Annotated in this window: 19 protein-coding genes; 14 read left to right on the top strand and 5 right to left on the bottom strand. The window is 71.8% G+C overall.

Annotated elements, in window-relative coordinates; all coding sequences use genetic code 11:
• Nucleotides 1-7: 7 nt before the first annotated feature.
• Nucleotides 8-1,312 carry a nicotinate phosphoribosyltransferase gene (locus VSH64_RS27980; protein WP_326565699.1) on the bottom strand — a complete coding sequence of 435 codons (1,305 nt, stop codon included), beginning with the start codon at nucleotides 1,310-1,312 and terminating at the stop codon, nucleotides 8-10.
• A gap of 74 nt (nucleotides 1,313-1,386) precedes the next feature.
• Between VSH64_RS27980 and clpS the strand changes: the two genes are divergently transcribed.
• The 14 genes from clpS to rdgB all read left to right on the top strand — a co-directional run bounded on the left by clpS (nucleotide 1,387) and on the right by rdgB (nucleotide 11,369).
• The gene (gene clpS / locus VSH64_RS27975) at nucleotides 1,387-1,686 is read left to right on the top strand and encodes an ATP-dependent Clp protease adapter ClpS (RefSeq protein ID WP_220243765.1); all 300 of its coding nucleotides are present in this window, start codon (nucleotides 1,387-1,389) and stop codon (nucleotides 1,684-1,686) included.
• Nucleotides 1,683-2,240 (top strand): DUF2017 domain-containing protein, encoded by a 558-nt coding sequence (locus tag VSH64_RS27970; RefSeq protein WP_326565698.1) that lies wholly within the window; start codon nucleotides 1,683-1,685, stop codon nucleotides 2,238-2,240. Before clpS ends, VSH64_RS27970 begins: the two co-directional genes overlap by 4 nt.
• A complete protein-coding gene (locus VSH64_RS27965; RefSeq protein ID WP_326565697.1) occupies nucleotides 2,237-3,247 on the top strand; it encodes a P1 family peptidase in 1,011 nt (336 codons plus the stop codon). The genes VSH64_RS27970 and VSH64_RS27965 overlap by 4 nt, the downstream gene beginning before the upstream one ends.
• Nucleotides 3,248-3,432: 185 nt before the next feature.
• Nucleotides 3,433-3,840: a M67 family metallopeptidase gene (locus tag VSH64_RS27960; protein WP_326565696.1), complete on the top strand. Its 408-nt coding sequence runs from the start codon at nucleotides 3,433-3,435 to the stop codon at nucleotides 3,838-3,840.
• Between the two features lie 75 nt (nucleotides 3,841-3,915).
• On the top strand, nucleotides 3,916-4,194 hold the full coding sequence (locus VSH64_RS27955) for a MoaD/ThiS family protein (RefSeq protein ID WP_326565695.1): 279 nt from the start codon (nucleotides 3,916-3,918) through the stop codon (nucleotides 4,192-4,194).
• Between the two features lie 4 nt (nucleotides 4,195-4,198).
• Entirely contained in the window at nucleotides 4,199-5,149 is a 951-nt protein-coding gene (locus VSH64_RS27950) for a PLP-dependent cysteine synthase family protein (RefSeq protein ID WP_326565694.1), read from the top strand.
• Complete coding sequence (locus VSH64_RS27945) at nucleotides 5,146-5,853, top strand: aspartate/glutamate racemase family protein (protein WP_326565693.1); 708 nt, start codon at nucleotides 5,146-5,148, stop codon at nucleotides 5,851-5,853. The genes VSH64_RS27950 and VSH64_RS27945 overlap by 4 nt, the downstream gene beginning before the upstream one ends.
• A gap of 129 nt (nucleotides 5,854-5,982) precedes the next feature.
• Entirely contained in the window at nucleotides 5,983-7,131 is a 1,149-nt protein-coding gene (locus VSH64_RS27940) for an FAD-dependent oxidoreductase (protein ID WP_326565692.1), read from the top strand.
• An 18-nt stretch (nucleotides 7,132-7,149) separates the two neighbouring features.
• Entirely contained in the window at nucleotides 7,150-7,488 is a 339-nt protein-coding gene (locus VSH64_RS27935; RefSeq protein WP_326565691.1) for a HEAT repeat domain-containing protein, read from the top strand.
• A gap of 188 nt (nucleotides 7,489-7,676) precedes the next feature.
• Nucleotides 7,677-8,348, top strand: coding sequence for a rhomboid family intramembrane serine protease (locus tag VSH64_RS27930; RefSeq protein ID WP_407655566.1), 672 nt, complete (start codon nucleotides 7,677-7,679; stop codon nucleotides 8,346-8,348).
• A complete protein-coding gene (gene murI / locus VSH64_RS27925) occupies nucleotides 8,345-9,151 on the top strand; it encodes a glutamate racemase (protein ID WP_326565690.1) in 807 nt (268 codons plus the stop codon). Before VSH64_RS27930 ends, murI begins: the two co-directional genes overlap by 4 nt.
• Nucleotides 9,152-9,181: 30 nt before the next feature.
• Nucleotides 9,182-9,949 carry an MBL fold metallo-hydrolase gene (locus VSH64_RS27920; RefSeq protein ID WP_326565689.1) on the top strand — a complete coding sequence of 256 codons (768 nt, stop codon included), beginning with the start codon at nucleotides 9,182-9,184 and terminating at the stop codon, nucleotides 9,947-9,949.
• 38 nt (nucleotides 9,950-9,987) lie between these two features.
• The gene (gene rph, locus VSH64_RS27915; RefSeq protein WP_285972903.1) at nucleotides 9,988-10,764 is read left to right on the top strand and encodes a ribonuclease PH; all 777 of its coding nucleotides are present in this window, start codon (nucleotides 9,988-9,990) and stop codon (nucleotides 10,762-10,764) included.
• Entirely contained in the window at nucleotides 10,761-11,369 is a 609-nt protein-coding gene (rdgB, locus tag VSH64_RS27910; protein WP_326565688.1) for an RdgB/HAM1 family non-canonical purine NTP pyrophosphatase, read from the top strand. The genes rph and rdgB overlap by 4 nt, the downstream gene beginning before the upstream one ends.
• 1 nt (nucleotide 11,370) lies before the next feature.
• On the opposite strand, the gene VSH64_RS27905 is transcribed toward rdgB, so the two are convergent.
• From VSH64_RS27905 to VSH64_RS27890, 4 genes are read right to left on the bottom strand one after another with little or no spacing between them, the layout of a single operon-like run.
• The gene (locus VSH64_RS27905) at nucleotides 11,371-11,916 is read right to left on the bottom strand and encodes a hypothetical protein (RefSeq protein ID WP_326565687.1); all 546 of its coding nucleotides are present in this window, start codon (nucleotides 11,914-11,916) and stop codon (nucleotides 11,371-11,373) included.
• 11 nt (nucleotides 11,917-11,927) lie between these two features.
• The gene (locus VSH64_RS27900) at nucleotides 11,928-13,139 is read right to left on the bottom strand and encodes an ABC transporter permease (RefSeq protein ID WP_326565686.1); all 1,212 of its coding nucleotides are present in this window, start codon (nucleotides 13,137-13,139) and stop codon (nucleotides 11,928-11,930) included.
• The gene (locus VSH64_RS27895; RefSeq protein WP_326565685.1) at nucleotides 13,136-13,819 is read right to left on the bottom strand and encodes an ABC transporter ATP-binding protein; all 684 of its coding nucleotides are present in this window, start codon (nucleotides 13,817-13,819) and stop codon (nucleotides 13,136-13,138) included. The genes VSH64_RS27900 and VSH64_RS27895 overlap by 4 nt, the downstream gene beginning before the upstream one ends.
• The gene (locus VSH64_RS27890) at nucleotides 13,816-14,895 is read right to left on the bottom strand and encodes an HlyD family secretion protein (RefSeq protein ID WP_326565684.1); all 1,080 of its coding nucleotides are present in this window, start codon (nucleotides 14,893-14,895) and stop codon (nucleotides 13,816-13,818) included. The genes VSH64_RS27895 and VSH64_RS27890 overlap by 4 nt, the downstream gene beginning before the upstream one ends.
• Between the last annotated feature and the right edge of the window lie 51 nt (nucleotides 14,896-14,946).

The raw sequence follows: 14,946 nt of genomic DNA, 5'->3' as shown, positions 1-14,946 counted from the left end.
GCTCCCTCTACAGAAACGTCGTCGGTATCGCGGGTTCACCGTGCGAGAGCTTGAGGCCCTCCCACGGCAGGCTCACCTGGGCGCGGCGCAGGCGGGCCCGCGCGTCGTCCAGCGTGGGCAGATCATCCACCGCTCGGCCGCCGCGCACCAGGGGGATCTGCAGGTCAAGATCGTGTTCCTCGGCCTTCGGCCGGCCTGACGCCGCCGTCCACACGACCTCTTCCACGGCCGTGCCGGTGGAGCGGTGGCGGCGCAGCGAGTGCTTGCGCCCGCCGCGGGATTCCTTGTGGGCGCTGCGTTTCGCGACCGGGCGGCCGTCGACCTCCACCAGCTTGTAGACCATGCCGGCGGTCGGCGCGCCCGAGCCGGTGACGACCGAGGTGCCCACGCCGTACGCGTCCACCGGCTCCGCGCGCAGCGCCGCGATGGCGTGCTCGTCGAGGTCGCCGGACACCACGATGCGGGTGTCCTTCGCACCGAGGGAGTCGAGCTGGTCGCGGGCCTTGCGCGCGAGCGGGCCGACGTCACCGGAGTCGATGCGGATCGCGCCGAGCTCGGAGCCGGCCACGCGCACGGCGGTCTCGATGCCGGCGGTGATGTCGTAGGTGTCCACGAGCAGCGTGGTGTCCGGGCCCATCTTGTCCACCTGGGCGCGGAACGCCTGCTCCTCGCTGTCGTGCAGCAGCATGAAGGCGTGGGCCACGGTGCCGCGCGTCGGAATGCCGTAGCGGCGTCCGGCCTCGAGGTTCGACGTGGTCGCGAAACCCGCGATGTAGGACGACCGCGCGGCGGCGACGGCGGCGTACTCGTGGGTGCGCCGCCCGCCCATCTCGATGATCGGCCGCCCGTGCGCCGCGCCGGACATGCGCGCCGCGGCCGAGGCGATGGCGCTGTCGTGGTTGAGGATCGACAGCACCAGCGTCTCGAGCAGCACGGCCTCGGCGAACGAGCCGCTCACCGTGAGGATCGGGGAGCCCGGGAAGTACAGCTCACCCTCGGGGTAGCCCTCGATGTCGCCGGAGAACTCGTAGTCGGCCAGCCACGACAGCGTCGCGTCGTCGACCACCGCCGTCTGCTCCAGCACGGTGAGCTCGGCGTCGGTGAACCGGAAGTCGGCGATCGCGTCGAGGACGCGCGCGGTTCCGGCGACGACGCCGTAGCGCCGCCCGTCGGGCAGCCGGCGCGCGAAGACCTCGAACACGCAGGGCCGCTCGGCGGTCCCGTCGGCCAGCGCGCTGCCCAGCATGGTCAGCTCGTAGTGGTCGGTGAGCAGCGCCGTGCTGGCGCTGGTGACCGGCTCGGGTGCACCCATGGGGCCAGCCTATTCACCCACATGGCCGGACCTGGCGCGGCGTACCCCGTGACCCCCGTGACACCATGGTGTTCATGTCCACGCCTGTCGCATCCGAACAGACGCAGGTTGATCCACTCGGGGCAGAGGTCGCCGAGGAAGACAAGCCGTGGCGGACCGTCGTGTGGAACGATCCGGTCAACCTGATGTCGTACGTGACGTACGTGTTCCAGAAGCTGTTCGGCTACAGCCGGGACCACGCCACGAAACTGATGCTCGACGTGCACCACAAGGGCAAGGCGATCGTGTCGTCGGGGTCCAAGGAGAAGGTGGAGACGGACGTGGCGAAGCTGCACGCCGCCGGCCTCTGGGCCACGATGGAGCAGCCGTCGTGAAGGCCTGGCGCCGCAAGGGCGACGTGATCCTCGCGGGCTTCGAGCAGCAGGAGGCCGCCGTGCTGCGCGGCCTGGTCAGCCAGCTCGAGGACATGCTGCGTGCCCGGGGCGAGGAAGCCCCGCAGGACGAGCTCGCCGAGCTCACCGGCATCCGCACCGGCCCGTCGGAATCACCCGACGACCCGGTGCTCTCGCGGTTGCTGCCCGACTTCCACAAGCTCGACCCCGACAACCCGTCGCGCGAGGACCTCGACTCGGCGGCCGCGATGCGCTCGCTGCACGAGCCCGAGCTGTTGGAGACCAAGGTCGGCGTGGCGAAGGTCGTGCTCGACACGCTGCCGCGCGACGGCGGCGAAGTGCACCTGGCGCTCGAGCAGGCCGACGCGTGGCTGGGCGCGCTCAACGACGTGCGCCTCGCGCTCGGCACCGCGCTCGACGTGACCGAGGACATGCCCGACGAGCTTCCCGACGACGACCCGCGGGCCCCGCACCTGGGCGTGTACCACTGGCTGACCTGGGTGCAGGAGACGCTGATCCAGGCGCTGACCGCGTGATCAGCGCGATCACCTCGATCACCGACGTACCCGGCGTGCTCGTCGGGCACCACCACCGGCTCGGCGACGGCTGGGCCACGGGCACCACGGTCGTGCTCGTGCCCGGCGGCGCGACCGGTGCGGTCGACCAGCGCGGCGGCGCGCCCGGCACCCGCGAGACCAACCTGCTGGAGCCGGAGAACCTGGTGCAGCGCGTGAACGCCGTGTGCCTCTCCGGCGGCAGCGCGTACGGACTGGCCGCGGCCGACGGTGTGATGCGCTGGCTGTCCGAGCGCAACCTCGGTTTTCCCGTGGGGCCCGAGCCGCACCAGGTCGTGCCGATCGTGCCCGGCGCGGTGCTGTTCGACCTGCCGCGCAGCGAGTGGGGCAACCGGCCGGACGCCGCTTTCGGTTACGCCGCTTGTGAAGCGGCCGCCACGGCCTTCGCGTCGGGCAGTGTCGGCGCCGGCACCGGTGCCGTGGTCGGGTCACTCAAGGGTGGCATCGGTTCGGCGAGCGAAGTGGTCGACGGCGTGACTGTCGGGGCCCTGGCCGCCGTGAACGCCGGCGGTGAGGCCGTCGACTTCACGACCGGCCGCGCGTTCGCCGCGGACCACGAGGTCGACGCCGAGTTCGGCGTCCGCTGGCCCGAGCGGCCGGGAGAAGTACCGCCCGCGCGGACCGACCTGAACACCACCATCGGCGTGGTCGCGTGCGACGCGGCGCTGTCGAAGGCGGAGGCGCGCCGGCTCGCGGTGGCGGCGCAGGACGGCCTGGCCCGCGCCGTGCGCCCGGCGCACACGATGTTCGACGGCGACACGGTGTTCGCACTGGCCACCGGCGCCCGGGAGCTGCCGGCCGGCCTCGGCACGTTCGCCGAAGGCCGGCGGGCCGGGGCGCTCGACGCGTTGTGCTCGGCCGCGGCCCGGGTGTTCGCCCGCGCGATGGTGCACGGCCTGCTCACGGCCACGGCGGCCGGCGGTGTGGCGGCGTACCGGGACGTGTGGCCCGAGGCGTTCACCGGTTAGAGGCGTTCAGCGGCTGACCGAGCCAGGCCACGCCGTGGAGGACCACTCGTCTCAGGGTGGGAAACGCCGGCCCGGTGGTGGACCTTCAGCGGCCCTGGACCGGCGCGAAATCGTCCCCGACGCAGGTGGTTGAGCGGAAGGTCTCACAGTCTGGACAGGGTGGGTCCACCACCTAAGATGTCGATGTGCTCAGGATCCGCCGTGAACTCGTCGACGAGATCGTCGCCCACGCCCGCCGTGACCACCCCGACGAGGCGTGCGGGGTGATCGCCGGTCCGGAGGGGTCCGATCGCCCGGAACGGTTCATCCCGATGACCAACGCCGCGCGCTCCCCGACGTTCTACCAGTGGGACTCGATGGAGCAGATCAAGCTGCACCGCGAGCTGGAAGCCAACGACGAGGTGCCCGTGGTGATCTACCACTCGCACACCGCGACCGAGGCCTATCCCTCGCGCACGGACGCGAACATCGCTTCGGAGCCGGAGGCGCACTACGTGCTCGTCTCCACCAGAGAACCCGATTCGCACGAGTTCCGCTCGTACCGGATCGTAGGCGCCGAGATCACCGAGGAGCCGGTCGAGATCGTCGACTGAGCACCGAGAACCAGTACGGAATACGCGGGGCGCCCCGTGCGTCAGCCACTAGGAACTCACCGGAGGTAGAAAACCATGGCCGTGACCGTTTCCATCCCGACCATCCTGCGCACGCACACCGGCGGCGAGAAGTCCGTCGAGGCGGCGGGCAAGACCGTCCTCGAGGTGATCGACGACGTCGAGTCGCGCCACTCAGGGCTCAAGGCTCGCCTGGTCAAGGAAGAGAAGCTGCACCGCTTCATCAACGTCTACGTGAACGACGAAGACGTGCGCTTCGCCGGTGGCCTCGGTGCCGAGGTGAAGGACGGCGACACGCTCACCATCCTGCCCGCGGTGGCCGGCGGCGCGCGCTAAACCGATGGCGCGCTACGAGTCCCTGCTCGACGCGCTCGGCGGCACGCCGCTCGTCGGGCTGCCCCGGCTTTCGCCCACCCACGACGTGCGGTTGTGGGCGAAGCTCGAGGACCGCAACCCGACGGGCTCGATCAAGGACCGGCCCGCGCTGGCCATGATCGAGGCCGCCGAGCGTGACGGACTGCTGCGACGCGGCTCGACGATCCTCGAGCCGACGTCGGGCAACACCGGCATCTCGCTGGCCATGGCCGCGAAGCTCAAGGGCTACGGCCTGGTGTGCGTGATGCCGGAGAACACCTCGACCGAGCGCAAGCAGCTGCTGCAGGCCTACGGCGCGCGCATCGTGTTCTCGCCGGCGGCGGGCGGTTCGAACGAGGCCGTGCGGCGGGCGAAAGAGCTGGCCGAGCAGAATCCCGAATGGGTGATGCTCTACCAGTACGGCAACCCGGCCAACGCCGACGCGCACTACCGCGGCACCGGTCCCGAGCTGCTGAAGGACCTGCCCACGCTCACGCACTTCGTCGGCGGCCTCGGCACCACCGGCACGCTGGTCGGGGTCGGGCGCTACCTGCACGAGGCGAAGCCGGACGTGCAGATCATCGCGGCCGAGCCGCGCTACGGCGAGCTGGTGTACGGCCTGCGCAACCTCGACGAGGGGTTCGTGCCGGAGCTGTACGACCCCAGCGTGCTCAACGGGCGGTATTCGGTGGGCGCGTACGACGCGCTGCGCCGCACGCGTGACCTGCTGGAGAACGAGGGCATCTTCGCCGGCATCTCCACCGGCGCGGTGCTGCACGCGGCGCTGGCCGTCGCGGAAAAGGCCGCTGCGCGCGGGGAAGCCGCGGATGTGGCGTTCGTCGTGGCCGACGCCGGCTGGAAGTACCTGTCCACGGGTGCGTACGCGGGTTCGCTCGACGAGGCCGCCGCGCGGCTGGACGGGCAGCTCTGGGCATGAGGACCATCGGGCTCCTGGGCGGCATGAGCTGGGAGTCCTCGGCCGAGTACTACCGCCTGGTGAACTCGCGGGTGCGCGACGCGCTGGGCGGGTACCACTCCGCTCGCGTGGTGTTGTACTCGGTGGATTTCGCGGAGATCGAGGCACTGCAGGCTTCGGGTGACTGGGCGGCGGCGGGCGAGGTGCTGGCCGCCGCCGCTTCGGCGTTGGAGGCGGCCGGGGCGGACGTGATCGTGTTGTGCACCAACACGATGCACAAGGTGGCGTCTTCGTTGCGGACCGGTGTGCCGTTCCTGCACCTGGGGGACACCACGGCCGCGGCGGTGCTCGCGGCCGGGGTTTCGCGGGTCGGTCTACTCGGGACGGCGTTCACGATGAGCCAGCCGTTCTACCGGGAACGCCTTGAGGCACACGGGCTTTCGGTGGTGGTTCCGTCCACTTCGGACCAGGAGCTGGTGCACCGGGTGATCTACGACGAGCTGGTGCGCGGGGTGGTCTCGGCTTCGTCGCGGGCGGCGTACCGCGAGGTGATCGCGCGGCTGGTCGCGGCGGGCGCGGAGGGCGTGATCTACGGCTGCACGGAGATCGAGCTGCTGGTGGACCAGTCCGACAGCGCGGTGCCGGCGTTCCCGACCACGCGGCTGCACGCCGAAGCGGCGGTCGACTGGGCGCTCGGGGTGCGGGAGCTGCCGCCGGCGCCTTGATCGCGCGGTCTGGCAGGGGGCTGGCAGCGCGTGCCAGTGTGCTGGCAGTGCGGTGTGCGCGGCGTGCCAGTGGATCACGGCACTCTTCGGTGCGTGGGCGATCTTGCCCCGCTTACCCGAGGAGTCACCATGAACACTGTCACGATCATCGGCGCCGGGCTCGGCGGTCTTGTGCTGGCGCGCGTGCTGCACGTGAACGGAATCGCGGCCACGGTCTATGAAGCCGAGGCCTCCGCCGGCGCGCGGGCACAGGGCGGAATGCTCGACATCCACGACTACAACGGCCAGCTCGCCATCGAGGCCGCCGATCTGGTGGACGAGTTCCGCGGCCTCATCCTGGAAGGCCGCCAGCAGATGCGGCTGCTCGACAAGCACGGCACCGTCCTGTTCGACAAGGCCGACGACGGCACCGGAGGCCGGCCCGAAGTGCAACGCGGGGAGCTGCGGCAGCTGCTGCTCGACTCGCTCCCCGCCGGCACGGTTCGTTGGGGCCACAAGGTTCTCGGCGCCCGAACACTCGCCGACGGCCGCCACGAAGTGACTTTCGCCGACGGCAGCGCCGTGACCACCGATCTGCTGGTGGGCGCCGACGGTGCGTGGTCGCGCATCCGGCCACTGCTCTCGCCCGAGGTCCCCGAATACGCGGGCACGGCCATGGTCGAGACCTACCTGTACGAGGCCGACACCCGCCACCCGGCCACCGCGAAGGCCGTCGGCGGCGGCTCGCTGGGCGTCATCGGCTCGGACAAGGGCATCATGGCCCACCGCGAAACCGGCGACACCCTGCACACGTACGTGTCGCTCACGCGGAAGCTGGAGTGGTTCGACGCCATCGACTTCACTGACCCGGCCGCCGCGGCCGCGCGCGTCGCCGAGGAGTTCACCGGCTGGGCCCCGGAACTCACGGCACTGATCACCGACGGCGACACCGCGCCGGTGCTGCGCCTGCACCACGTGCTGCCGCTGGAGCACCGCTGGTCGCGCGTCCCGGGCGTCACCCTCGTCGGCGACGCGGCGCACCTCATGCCGCCCAACGGTGAAGGCGCCAACCTCGCCATGCTCGACGCCGCCGAACTCGGCCAGGCCCTTGCCGCCCGGCCGGGCGACGTGGAGGCCGCGCTGGCCGAGTACGAGGCGGCGATGTTCCCGCGCAGCGCCAAGATCGCCATCGGCAGCGCGGAGTTCGAGGCCGCGATGGACGGTCAGTCGGAGGAGGACACCGCGCAGACGCTGATCAAGGTGTTCTCCGGCCTCACTCCCGGCGAGGGCCTGTTCTGAGCCGCTGACCTCGGTTCCGTGACCGATTCGTTCGACTCCGCGATGCGCATGATGCGGCGCCACAACCGGGAGACGCGGGAAGCCGGGTTCCAGCTCCTGCTCGCGGACGCCGCCAACCACGCCGACGCGCTGCTCGCGGAGTTCGAGGCCGAGACCGAAAACCACGGCCTGCGCTGCTGGCTCCTGGAACTGATCGGCGAGGCGGCGGTCCCGCGGGCGCTCCCGGTGCTCGTCACGCAGCTGGACAGCCCCGACGAAGCCCTCCGCTCCTGGGCGATCCGCGGGCTGGAACGCCTGGACACCCGGGAAGCCCGGACGGCGTTGTGGCGGGCGAAGGCGAACGGGACGATCGCGTAGGTCGCGCGGCTCTGCTGCGGCCGGCTCGTGCGGCGGTGACCCGAGTGCGGTAGGGGGCGGTTCGACTCGCCGGGGCGCGGTGACGTGGTCGCGCCGGGACGCCAGCGGCACCCCGGCACCGCCCTGAACTCGAACATCAGGGAATTCACCCGAGGCCACTGGCACCGGACAGTCGTAACCTGGACCACATGAGCGCACTCCCACCGCAGCCCATGCCGTTCGGGGATCAGCCGGCGGACAAGGCGAAGTCCACCGACGTGGCGAAGCGCATCCTGCCGCCCAACCCCAAGGCGGCGGCCATCGTCGCGGTGGGGTTCACGTTGGTGCTCTACCTGGTGGAGCTGGTGGACGTGATCCTTCCGGCGAACCTGGTGAACGGCGGGATCGTGTCGAGGCAGCTCTCGGGGCTCGACGGGGTGCTGTGGGCGCCGCTGTTGCACGCCGGGTGGGGACACCTGCTGTCGAACACCGTGCCGGTGCTGGTGTTGTCCTTCCTGGTGATGGCGGCCGGGATCGGGCGCTGGGCGGTGGTCACGGCGATCATCTGGATCGTGTCGGGCCTGGGGGTGTGGCTGGTCGGGCCGTCGAACACGGTGACCGTGGGCGCGTCCGGGCTGGCGTTCGGGTGGCTGGCGTTCCTGCTGGTCCGGGGCATCTTCAACCGGGCGTTCGGCCAGATCCTGGTGGCCGTGGTGCTGCTGGGCGTGTGGAGCGGGATGCTCTGGGGCCTGCTGCCCGGCAACCCCGGCATCTCCTGGCAGGGCCACCTCTTCGGCGCCCTCGCGGGTGTCCTCGCGGCCTGGCTCACGGCGCGGGGCGACCGTCCCAAGAAGAAGGCTGCCGGTAGCCTCGAGGTGTGAGCTCCCCGACCGCCGACGCGCCCATCGGGGTTTTCGATTCCGGCGTCGGCGGTCTCACCGTCGCCCGGTCGATCCTCGAGCTGCTGCCGGCCGAGCAGCTGCGCTACGTCGGCGACACCGCGCGCAACCCGTACGGCCCCCTCCCCATCGCCACCGCGCGCCAGTACGCGCTCGAAGCCCTTGACGATCTCGTCGAAGGCGGCGTGAAAGCGCTGGTCATCGCGTGCAACACGGCCTCGGCCGCCTGCCTGCGCGATGCTCGCGAGCGCTACGACGTGCCCGTGATCGAGGTCGTGCTGCCGGCCGCGCGCCGGGCCGCCGCGGTCACGCACAGCGGGCGCGTAGGCGTGATCGGGACCGAAGGGACCGTTCGTTCCCGGGCCTACGACGACGCGTTCGCCGCCGCCCCCGGCGTGCAGCTCAGCAGCGTGGCGTGCCCGCGGTTCGTGGATTTCGTGGAGCGCGGCATCACGTCCGGCCGCCAGATCCTGGGCCTGGCGCAGGGCTACCTGCAGCCGCTGCTCGAAGCCGACGTCGACACGCTCGTGCTCGGCTGCACGCACTACCCGCTGCTGTCGGGGGTGCTGCAGATCGTGATGGGCCAGGACGTCACGCTCGTGTCGAGCGCCGACGAGACCGCCAAGGACCTCTACCGCGTGCTCACCGACCTCGACCTGCTGGCCGAGCGCGACACGCCGCCGCACCACGAGTTCATGGCCACGGGTTCGCCGGAGCCGTTCACGCGGCTGGCGGCGCGGTTCATGGGCTTCGCGCCGGGTGTCCTCGCTCCCACGAGCGCGTGACCCGGCCGCCGCGCCCTTACGCTTAGTACTGTGCGACTGACGATCCTCGGCTGCTCGGGCAGCGTCCCCGGGCCGAACGCCGCCGCGTCCGGGTACCTGCTGGAAGCCGAGGGGTTCCGCCTCGGCCTCGAGCTCGGCAACGGCGCGTTCGCCCAGCTCCAGACCGTGCTCGACCCGTTCGACCTCGACGCGCTCGTCCTTTCGCACCTGCATTCCGACCATTGCGCCGACGTCAACTCGCTCACGGTGCTGCGTCGCTACCACCCGGCGCCGCCGTACCCGGCCCGGCCGCGGCGGCTGCCGCTCTACGCACCGGAGGACGCGCCGACCCGGCTGGCCCACGCGTACGCGGCCGACGCCGACGAGCGCGCCGCCGTGGACCTGTCCGACGTCTACGACTTCCACACGCTGCGTGAGGAAACGCGCCAGATCGGGCCGTTCGACGTCACGGCCGCGGTGGTCCGGCACCCGACGCCGGCGTTCGGCCTGCGCATCGCCTATGGCGGCAGCATCCTCGCCTACACCGGCGACACCGGGCCGTGCGGCGCGCTCGGTGAGCTCTCCGACGGCGTCGACGTGCTGCTGTCGGAAGCTTCCTGGACCGACGCCCACGACCGCCCCGACGGCGTGCACCTGTCCGGAAAACAGGCCGCTGAGCTGGCGAAGGAGGCCGGCGTCGGGCGCCTGCTGCTCACCCACGTCGCCCCCTGGACCGACCGCCGCGCGGTGCTCGCCGAGGCCGCCGCGGTGTTCCCGGACGCCGAGCTCGTGACCCAGGGCGCCGTCTACGAGATCTGAGCGGCGGACTGTCGGGGGCAGGCCTTACAGTGCACCCCGTGACGAGGAAAGATGGCAGGAACGACGACCAGCTCCGCGACATCAAGATCACGCGCGGGTTCCAGAAGTGGCCTGCCGGGTCGGTGCTCATCGAGTTCGGCAACACGCGGGTGCTGTGCGCGGCCAGCGTCACCGAGGGCGTGCCGCGGTGGCGGGCCGGCTCCGGGCTGGGCTGGGTCACGGCGGAGTACGCGATGCTCCCGTCGGCCACCAACACCCGCGGCGACCGCGAAGCCGTGAAGGGCCGCATCGGCGGCCGCACCCACGAGATCTCCCGGCTGATCGGCCGTTCGCTGCGCGCGTGCATCGACCTCGCCGCGCTGGGCGAGAACACCATCGTGATCGACTGCGACGTGATCCAGGCCGACGGCGGCACCCGCACCGCCGCGGTCACCGGCGGCTACGTCGCGCTGCGCGACGCCATCACCTGGCTCGGCGCGGCCAATCGGCTCAACGACCCGCAGCCGCTGTCGTCCTCGGTTGCGGCGGTGAGCGTCGGCGTGGTCGACGGGCGTGTGCGCCTGGACCTGCCGTACGAGGAGGACTCGCGCGCGGAGGTCGACATGAACGTGGTCGCCACCGACGCCGGCACGCTCATCGAGGTGCAGGGCACCGGCGAGGGCGCCACCTTCGCCCGGTCCACTTTGGACACCATGCTCGACCTGGCGCTGGCCGGCTGCGCCACGCTCACGCAGCTGCAGAACGAGGCGCTGGCGCTGCCGTACCCGGGCGAGCTTCCGCAGCCGCGTCCGGACAAGAAGAAGGGCGCCAAGTGACGAAGCTGCTGCTGGCCACCCGCAACCAGAAGAAGCTCGGCGAGCTGCGGCGCATCCTCGAGGCCGAGGGCATCGCCGGCATCGAGGTGCTGGGCCTCGGCGACGTCGAAGAGTTCCCCGAGGCCCCGGAAACCGCGCCGGACTTCGAGGGCAACGCCGTGGCCAAGGCGCGTGACGCCGTGGCGGCCACCGGCCTGCCCGCCGTCGCCGACGACTCCGGCCTGGCGGTCGACGCGCTCAACGGCATGCCCGGCATCCTGTCCGCGCGCTGGTCGGGCCGCCACGGCGACGACGACGCCAACCTCGACCTGGTGCTGGCGCAGCTCACCGACACCCCGGACGAGCGCCGCGGCGCGGCCTTCGTGTGCGCCGCCGCGCTCGTGCTCCCCTCGGGCGAGGAGACCATCGTCCGCGGCGAGTGGCGCGGCACGCTGCTGCGCGAACGCCGTGGTACGAACGGTTTCGGTTACGACCCGATCTTCGTCGCCGACGGCGAGACCCGCGCGTCGGCGGAGATGGAGCCGGCCGAAAAGGACGCGGTGTCGCACCGGGGCCGCGCGTTGCGGGCACTCCTGCCGGCGCTTCGGGACCTCGCTTCCGCCTGAGTCACCGGTCGCTGGGCTTCATCACCTGCAGCTCGCAGGTCTGCTCGATCTGGTCGGAGTTCGGCGGCTGGTTGTCACTCGTGTAGTGCCACGGGGTCTCGTCGCTGTCCGGGTCCTCGGCCACGTGCATGCCCTGGCCTGTCATGCATTCGACCCAGCGGTGCAGGTTGTCCTTGTACTGCGGGTTCGCCGGGTCCTCGCCCCACGGCAGCAGCGGCAGCTTCGACCGGCACGCGTCGCCGGCGGCCTTGTGGTCCTTGCTCCACTGCTCGGCGCCGGCGATGCTGTTCGGCTGCTGGTCGACGTCGGCGTCGTGGTCCTTCATGCAGGTGCGCCACGGTTCGATCAGCCGCTGGGAGTCCTCGGGGCTCTCGTCCACGCGGTGGCGCGGCCGGCCGCCGTCGGGGTCGGCGGGCGGCGCGGCCGAGGAGGACGCGGCGCTCGACGAAGGCGTGCTGAGCGAAGCGACTTGCGGGCCGGAGGCGGCCGGCGCCGAACACGCCGTGACCACCAGTGCCAGCCCCGCGAGCCAGACCACTTTGGACATTCGAAGCTCCCTCACGTCGTTGCCAGGGCTTGGGTCGGGGTGAGCCGCGAGGCCCGGATCGACGGGTGGATGCCCGCGAGCGCGCCCACGAGCAAGGCGCCCGCCACGCCGCCGGCCACCGACAGCGGCGGGATCACCGGCGGCCAGCCCTCATACGTCGTGTACAGCAGCGTCACCACCACGCCGAGCACCGTCCCCGCCAGGCCACCGAGGCCGGACAGCGCCACCGCCTCGGTGAGGAACTGCCCGCGGATCTGCCCGCGGGTGGCGCCGAGCGCGCGGCGCAAGCCGATCTCCCGGCGGCGTTCCAGCACCGAGATGAACATCGTGTTGGCCACTCCGACCCCGCCGACCAGCAACGCGACGCCGGCCAAGCCGAGGAACAACGCGGAGAACGTGCTCTGGCTCGCTTGTTTCGCCGCCAGCGCGTCGGACGGCCGGCTCACCGACACCAGTCCGGGCAGCTGCGGGTACAGCGTGGCCGGCAGCACGGCTCGCACGTCCGGAATGGCGTCTTCGCGGGCTTTCACGTAGATCACCGTCGGGTGGCCGTCGAAGCCGAGGAACTGCTTGGCCGAGCCCCAGCCCACGAGCACCGCGCGTTCGATGTCCGGCGCGAGCGGCATCGGCGCCAGCACGCCGGTCACGGTGTACCACTGCTCGCCGATCATCACGATCGGCGCGGGCCGGCCGGGCGTCACCGCGGGGATGCCGAGGCGGGCGGCCGCGACGTAACCGAGCACGACGGCGGGCAGGTTCTGTGTTGCCGCGTCGAGGAATTTGCCGCTCTGCACCCGCCCGTTGAGCGCGGACAACAGGTCCGGGCTGCTCGCGAGCACGGCCAGTCCCGAGCCGTCCTGCGGATCGGTGAGGTCCGAGCGCCGCACGGTGGTGTGGGTGTTCGCGACGGCTGCGGCCGTGGTCACCGGACCGATCCGCGCGACGCTGCCCACCGACGACTCGGGCAGCAGCACCGGCGGCGTCTGGTTCGGCTGCGGTTCGGCGCGCAGCATGTTCGTGCCCAGCGCGGTGAGCTTGTCCAGCAACGAAGCCTGGCTCGACGCCGGGATGCCGGTGACCACGATCATCGTCGCGATGCCGAGCGAGATCCCGAGGGCCGAAAGTGCCGCGCGCAGGCGGCGCGTGCTGATGCCGAGCAGGCCGAGCCGCAGCACGTCGCGCAGACCCAGGCGTACGGGGCGGGTGTCGAGTGTGGTGCTCACGCCGCCCTCACCACGAGGTCCTGCACGATCCGGCCGTCGCGGAACTCGATGCGCCGCGGCAGGCTGGCTGCGATGTCGCGGTCGTGCGTGATGATCGCGATGGTGGTGCCTTCGGTGTTGAGACCGTGCAGGAGATCGAGCACGGCGCGGCCGTTGGCGGTGTCGAGCGCGCCCGTCGGCTCGTCGGCGAGCACGAGCGCGGGGTCGTTCACCACGGCGCGCGCGATTGCCACGCGCTGGCGCTCACCGCCGGAAAGCTCGTGCGGCCGGTGGTCTACGCGGTGCGCGAGGCCGACGCGGCCCAGCGCTTCCAGCGCGAGCGGGCGTCGGTGCTTGCGCGCCACGCCGGCGTAGAGCAGGCCGGTGGCCACGTTCTCGGCGGCGCTGAGGCCGTCGGTGAGGTGGAACTGCTGGAACACGAAGCCCAGCCAGCGTCCGCGCAGCGCGGACAAGCGGCGGTCGTTCAGCTGCGTCACGTCCTGGCCGCCGAGCTCGACGGTGCCCGACGTCGGCAGGTCGAGCGTGCCCACGATGTTCAGCAGCGTCGACTTGCCCGAACCGGACGGTCCGACGATCGCCAGCAGCTCGCCCTCTGCCACGGCCAGCGACACGTCGTCGAGCGCCTTCACGCCGCCGGGGTAGTGCTTGCTCACGCCCCGCAGGGCGAGCACCGGGGTCACGAGGTCGTCACCACCCGCAGGCCTTCGGTGATGCCCGGGCCGCTGATCTCCACCTGGTCGCGGGCGAACATGCCGGTCTTCACCGGCACGAGCTTCCCGCCCTGCAGCTGCACGGCGTAGCCGCCTTCGCGCAGCGCGACCAACGCGCCGAGCGGCACGGCCAGCACGCCGGCGTGGGTCTCCGTGGCCACCTTGACCTGCACCGACGCGGAATCGAGGTCGCCGACGTCGGCCGCGTTCACGGGCACCACGGTCACGTTGATCTTCGGTGGACCCTGCACCGACTGGTCGCCGCCCGAGGCGTCGCCGCCGGTCACCGCGGTGCTCACCGAGCTGACCTTCGCGGGGATCTCCTTGCCGTCCGGGCGCACCATCGTCACGGCCATGCCGGCCTTCACCGAGCCGACCTCGGCCGCGTCCACGGGCGCGACCACGACCTTCGCCGTCGGCGTGGTGGTGAGCAGCGGGCCGGCGGCGGGGTCACCGAGCTGCGCGGTCACGCTGTTCACGCGGGCTTCGCCGGGCAGCACCACGACCTGGCCCACGTCGAGCGTGCCGGTGTCGGGCAGGCCGGCCTTCTTTTCCCACTTCTTGAGCGCTGCGGCGAAGGTGAACTTCGCCTTCTGCGGGTCCTTCGCGCGGGTGCCGACGGAATAGCCGAGGCGCGCGAGGTTGTCGGCGACCGTGGCGACGTCCGGGCCGGTCAGGTCGGGGTTGTCGAGCTTGCGGAACAGCGGGGTGTCGCCGAAGAACACCGGCACCGGCACGCCGTTCACGGAGTACAGCGGTTTCCCGCGCTGGGCCACGGAGCCGAGGTCCGGCAGCTGCGTGACCACGCCGGCGCCCGCGCCCTTGAGCGGCTCGGGCGTGCCGAAGCCGAGGGTGCCGGTGAAGGTGCGCGTGTTCGACAGGTCCGTTTTGGCCACGGCGACGGTCGTGACGGCGGGCGGGGGCGCGGCGGCTTCGGCGGTGCCTCGGCCGTGGTCGATCGCCACGTAGGCGCCGACGCCGAGCAGCACCACCACAGCGGCCGCGGTGGTGACGGCGATCGCGCGCCGCCGGGACTTTCCGGCCACTGCCGGCCCTCCCTCTCGCTTGGCCGGCGCGTCCGAAGTGGACTGAGCCGG

The organism is Amycolatopsis rhabdoformis (genome assembly GCF_035918295.1).
Classification (GTDB): Bacteria; Actinomycetota; Actinomycetes; order Mycobacteriales; family Pseudonocardiaceae; genus Amycolatopsis; species Amycolatopsis rhabdoformis.
This window is presented reverse-complemented; position numbering and strand designations above follow the sequence as displayed.

Coding starts and splice junctions, on each gene's coding strand:
- VSH64_RS27905 (WP_326565687.1), bottom strand. CDS start 11,916: ATGTCCAAAGTGGTCTGGCTCGCGGGGCTGGCACTGGTGGTCACGGCG.
- VSH64_RS27955 (WP_326565695.1), top strand. CDS start 3,916: ATGGCCGTGACCGTTTCCATCCCGACCATCCTGCGCACGCACACCGGC.
- clpS (WP_220243765.1), top strand. CDS start 1,387: ATGTCCACGCCTGTCGCATCCGAACAGACGCAGGTTGATCCACTCGGG.
- VSH64_RS27940 (WP_326565692.1), top strand. CDS start 5,983: ATGAACACTGTCACGATCATCGGCGCCGGGCTCGGCGGTCTTGTGCTG.
- VSH64_RS27930 (WP_407655566.1), top strand. CDS start 7,677: ATGAGCGCACTCCCACCGCAGCCCATGCCGTTCGGGGATCAGCCGGCG.
- VSH64_RS27950 (WP_326565694.1), top strand. CDS start 4,199: ATGGCGCGCTACGAGTCCCTGCTCGACGCGCTCGGCGGCACGCCGCTC.
- VSH64_RS27980 (WP_326565699.1), bottom strand. CDS start 1,312: ATGGGTGCACCCGAGCCGGTCACCAGCGCCAGCACGGCGCTGCTCACC.
- VSH64_RS27945 (WP_326565693.1), top strand. CDS start 5,146: ATGAGGACCATCGGGCTCCTGGGCGGCATGAGCTGGGAGTCCTCGGCC.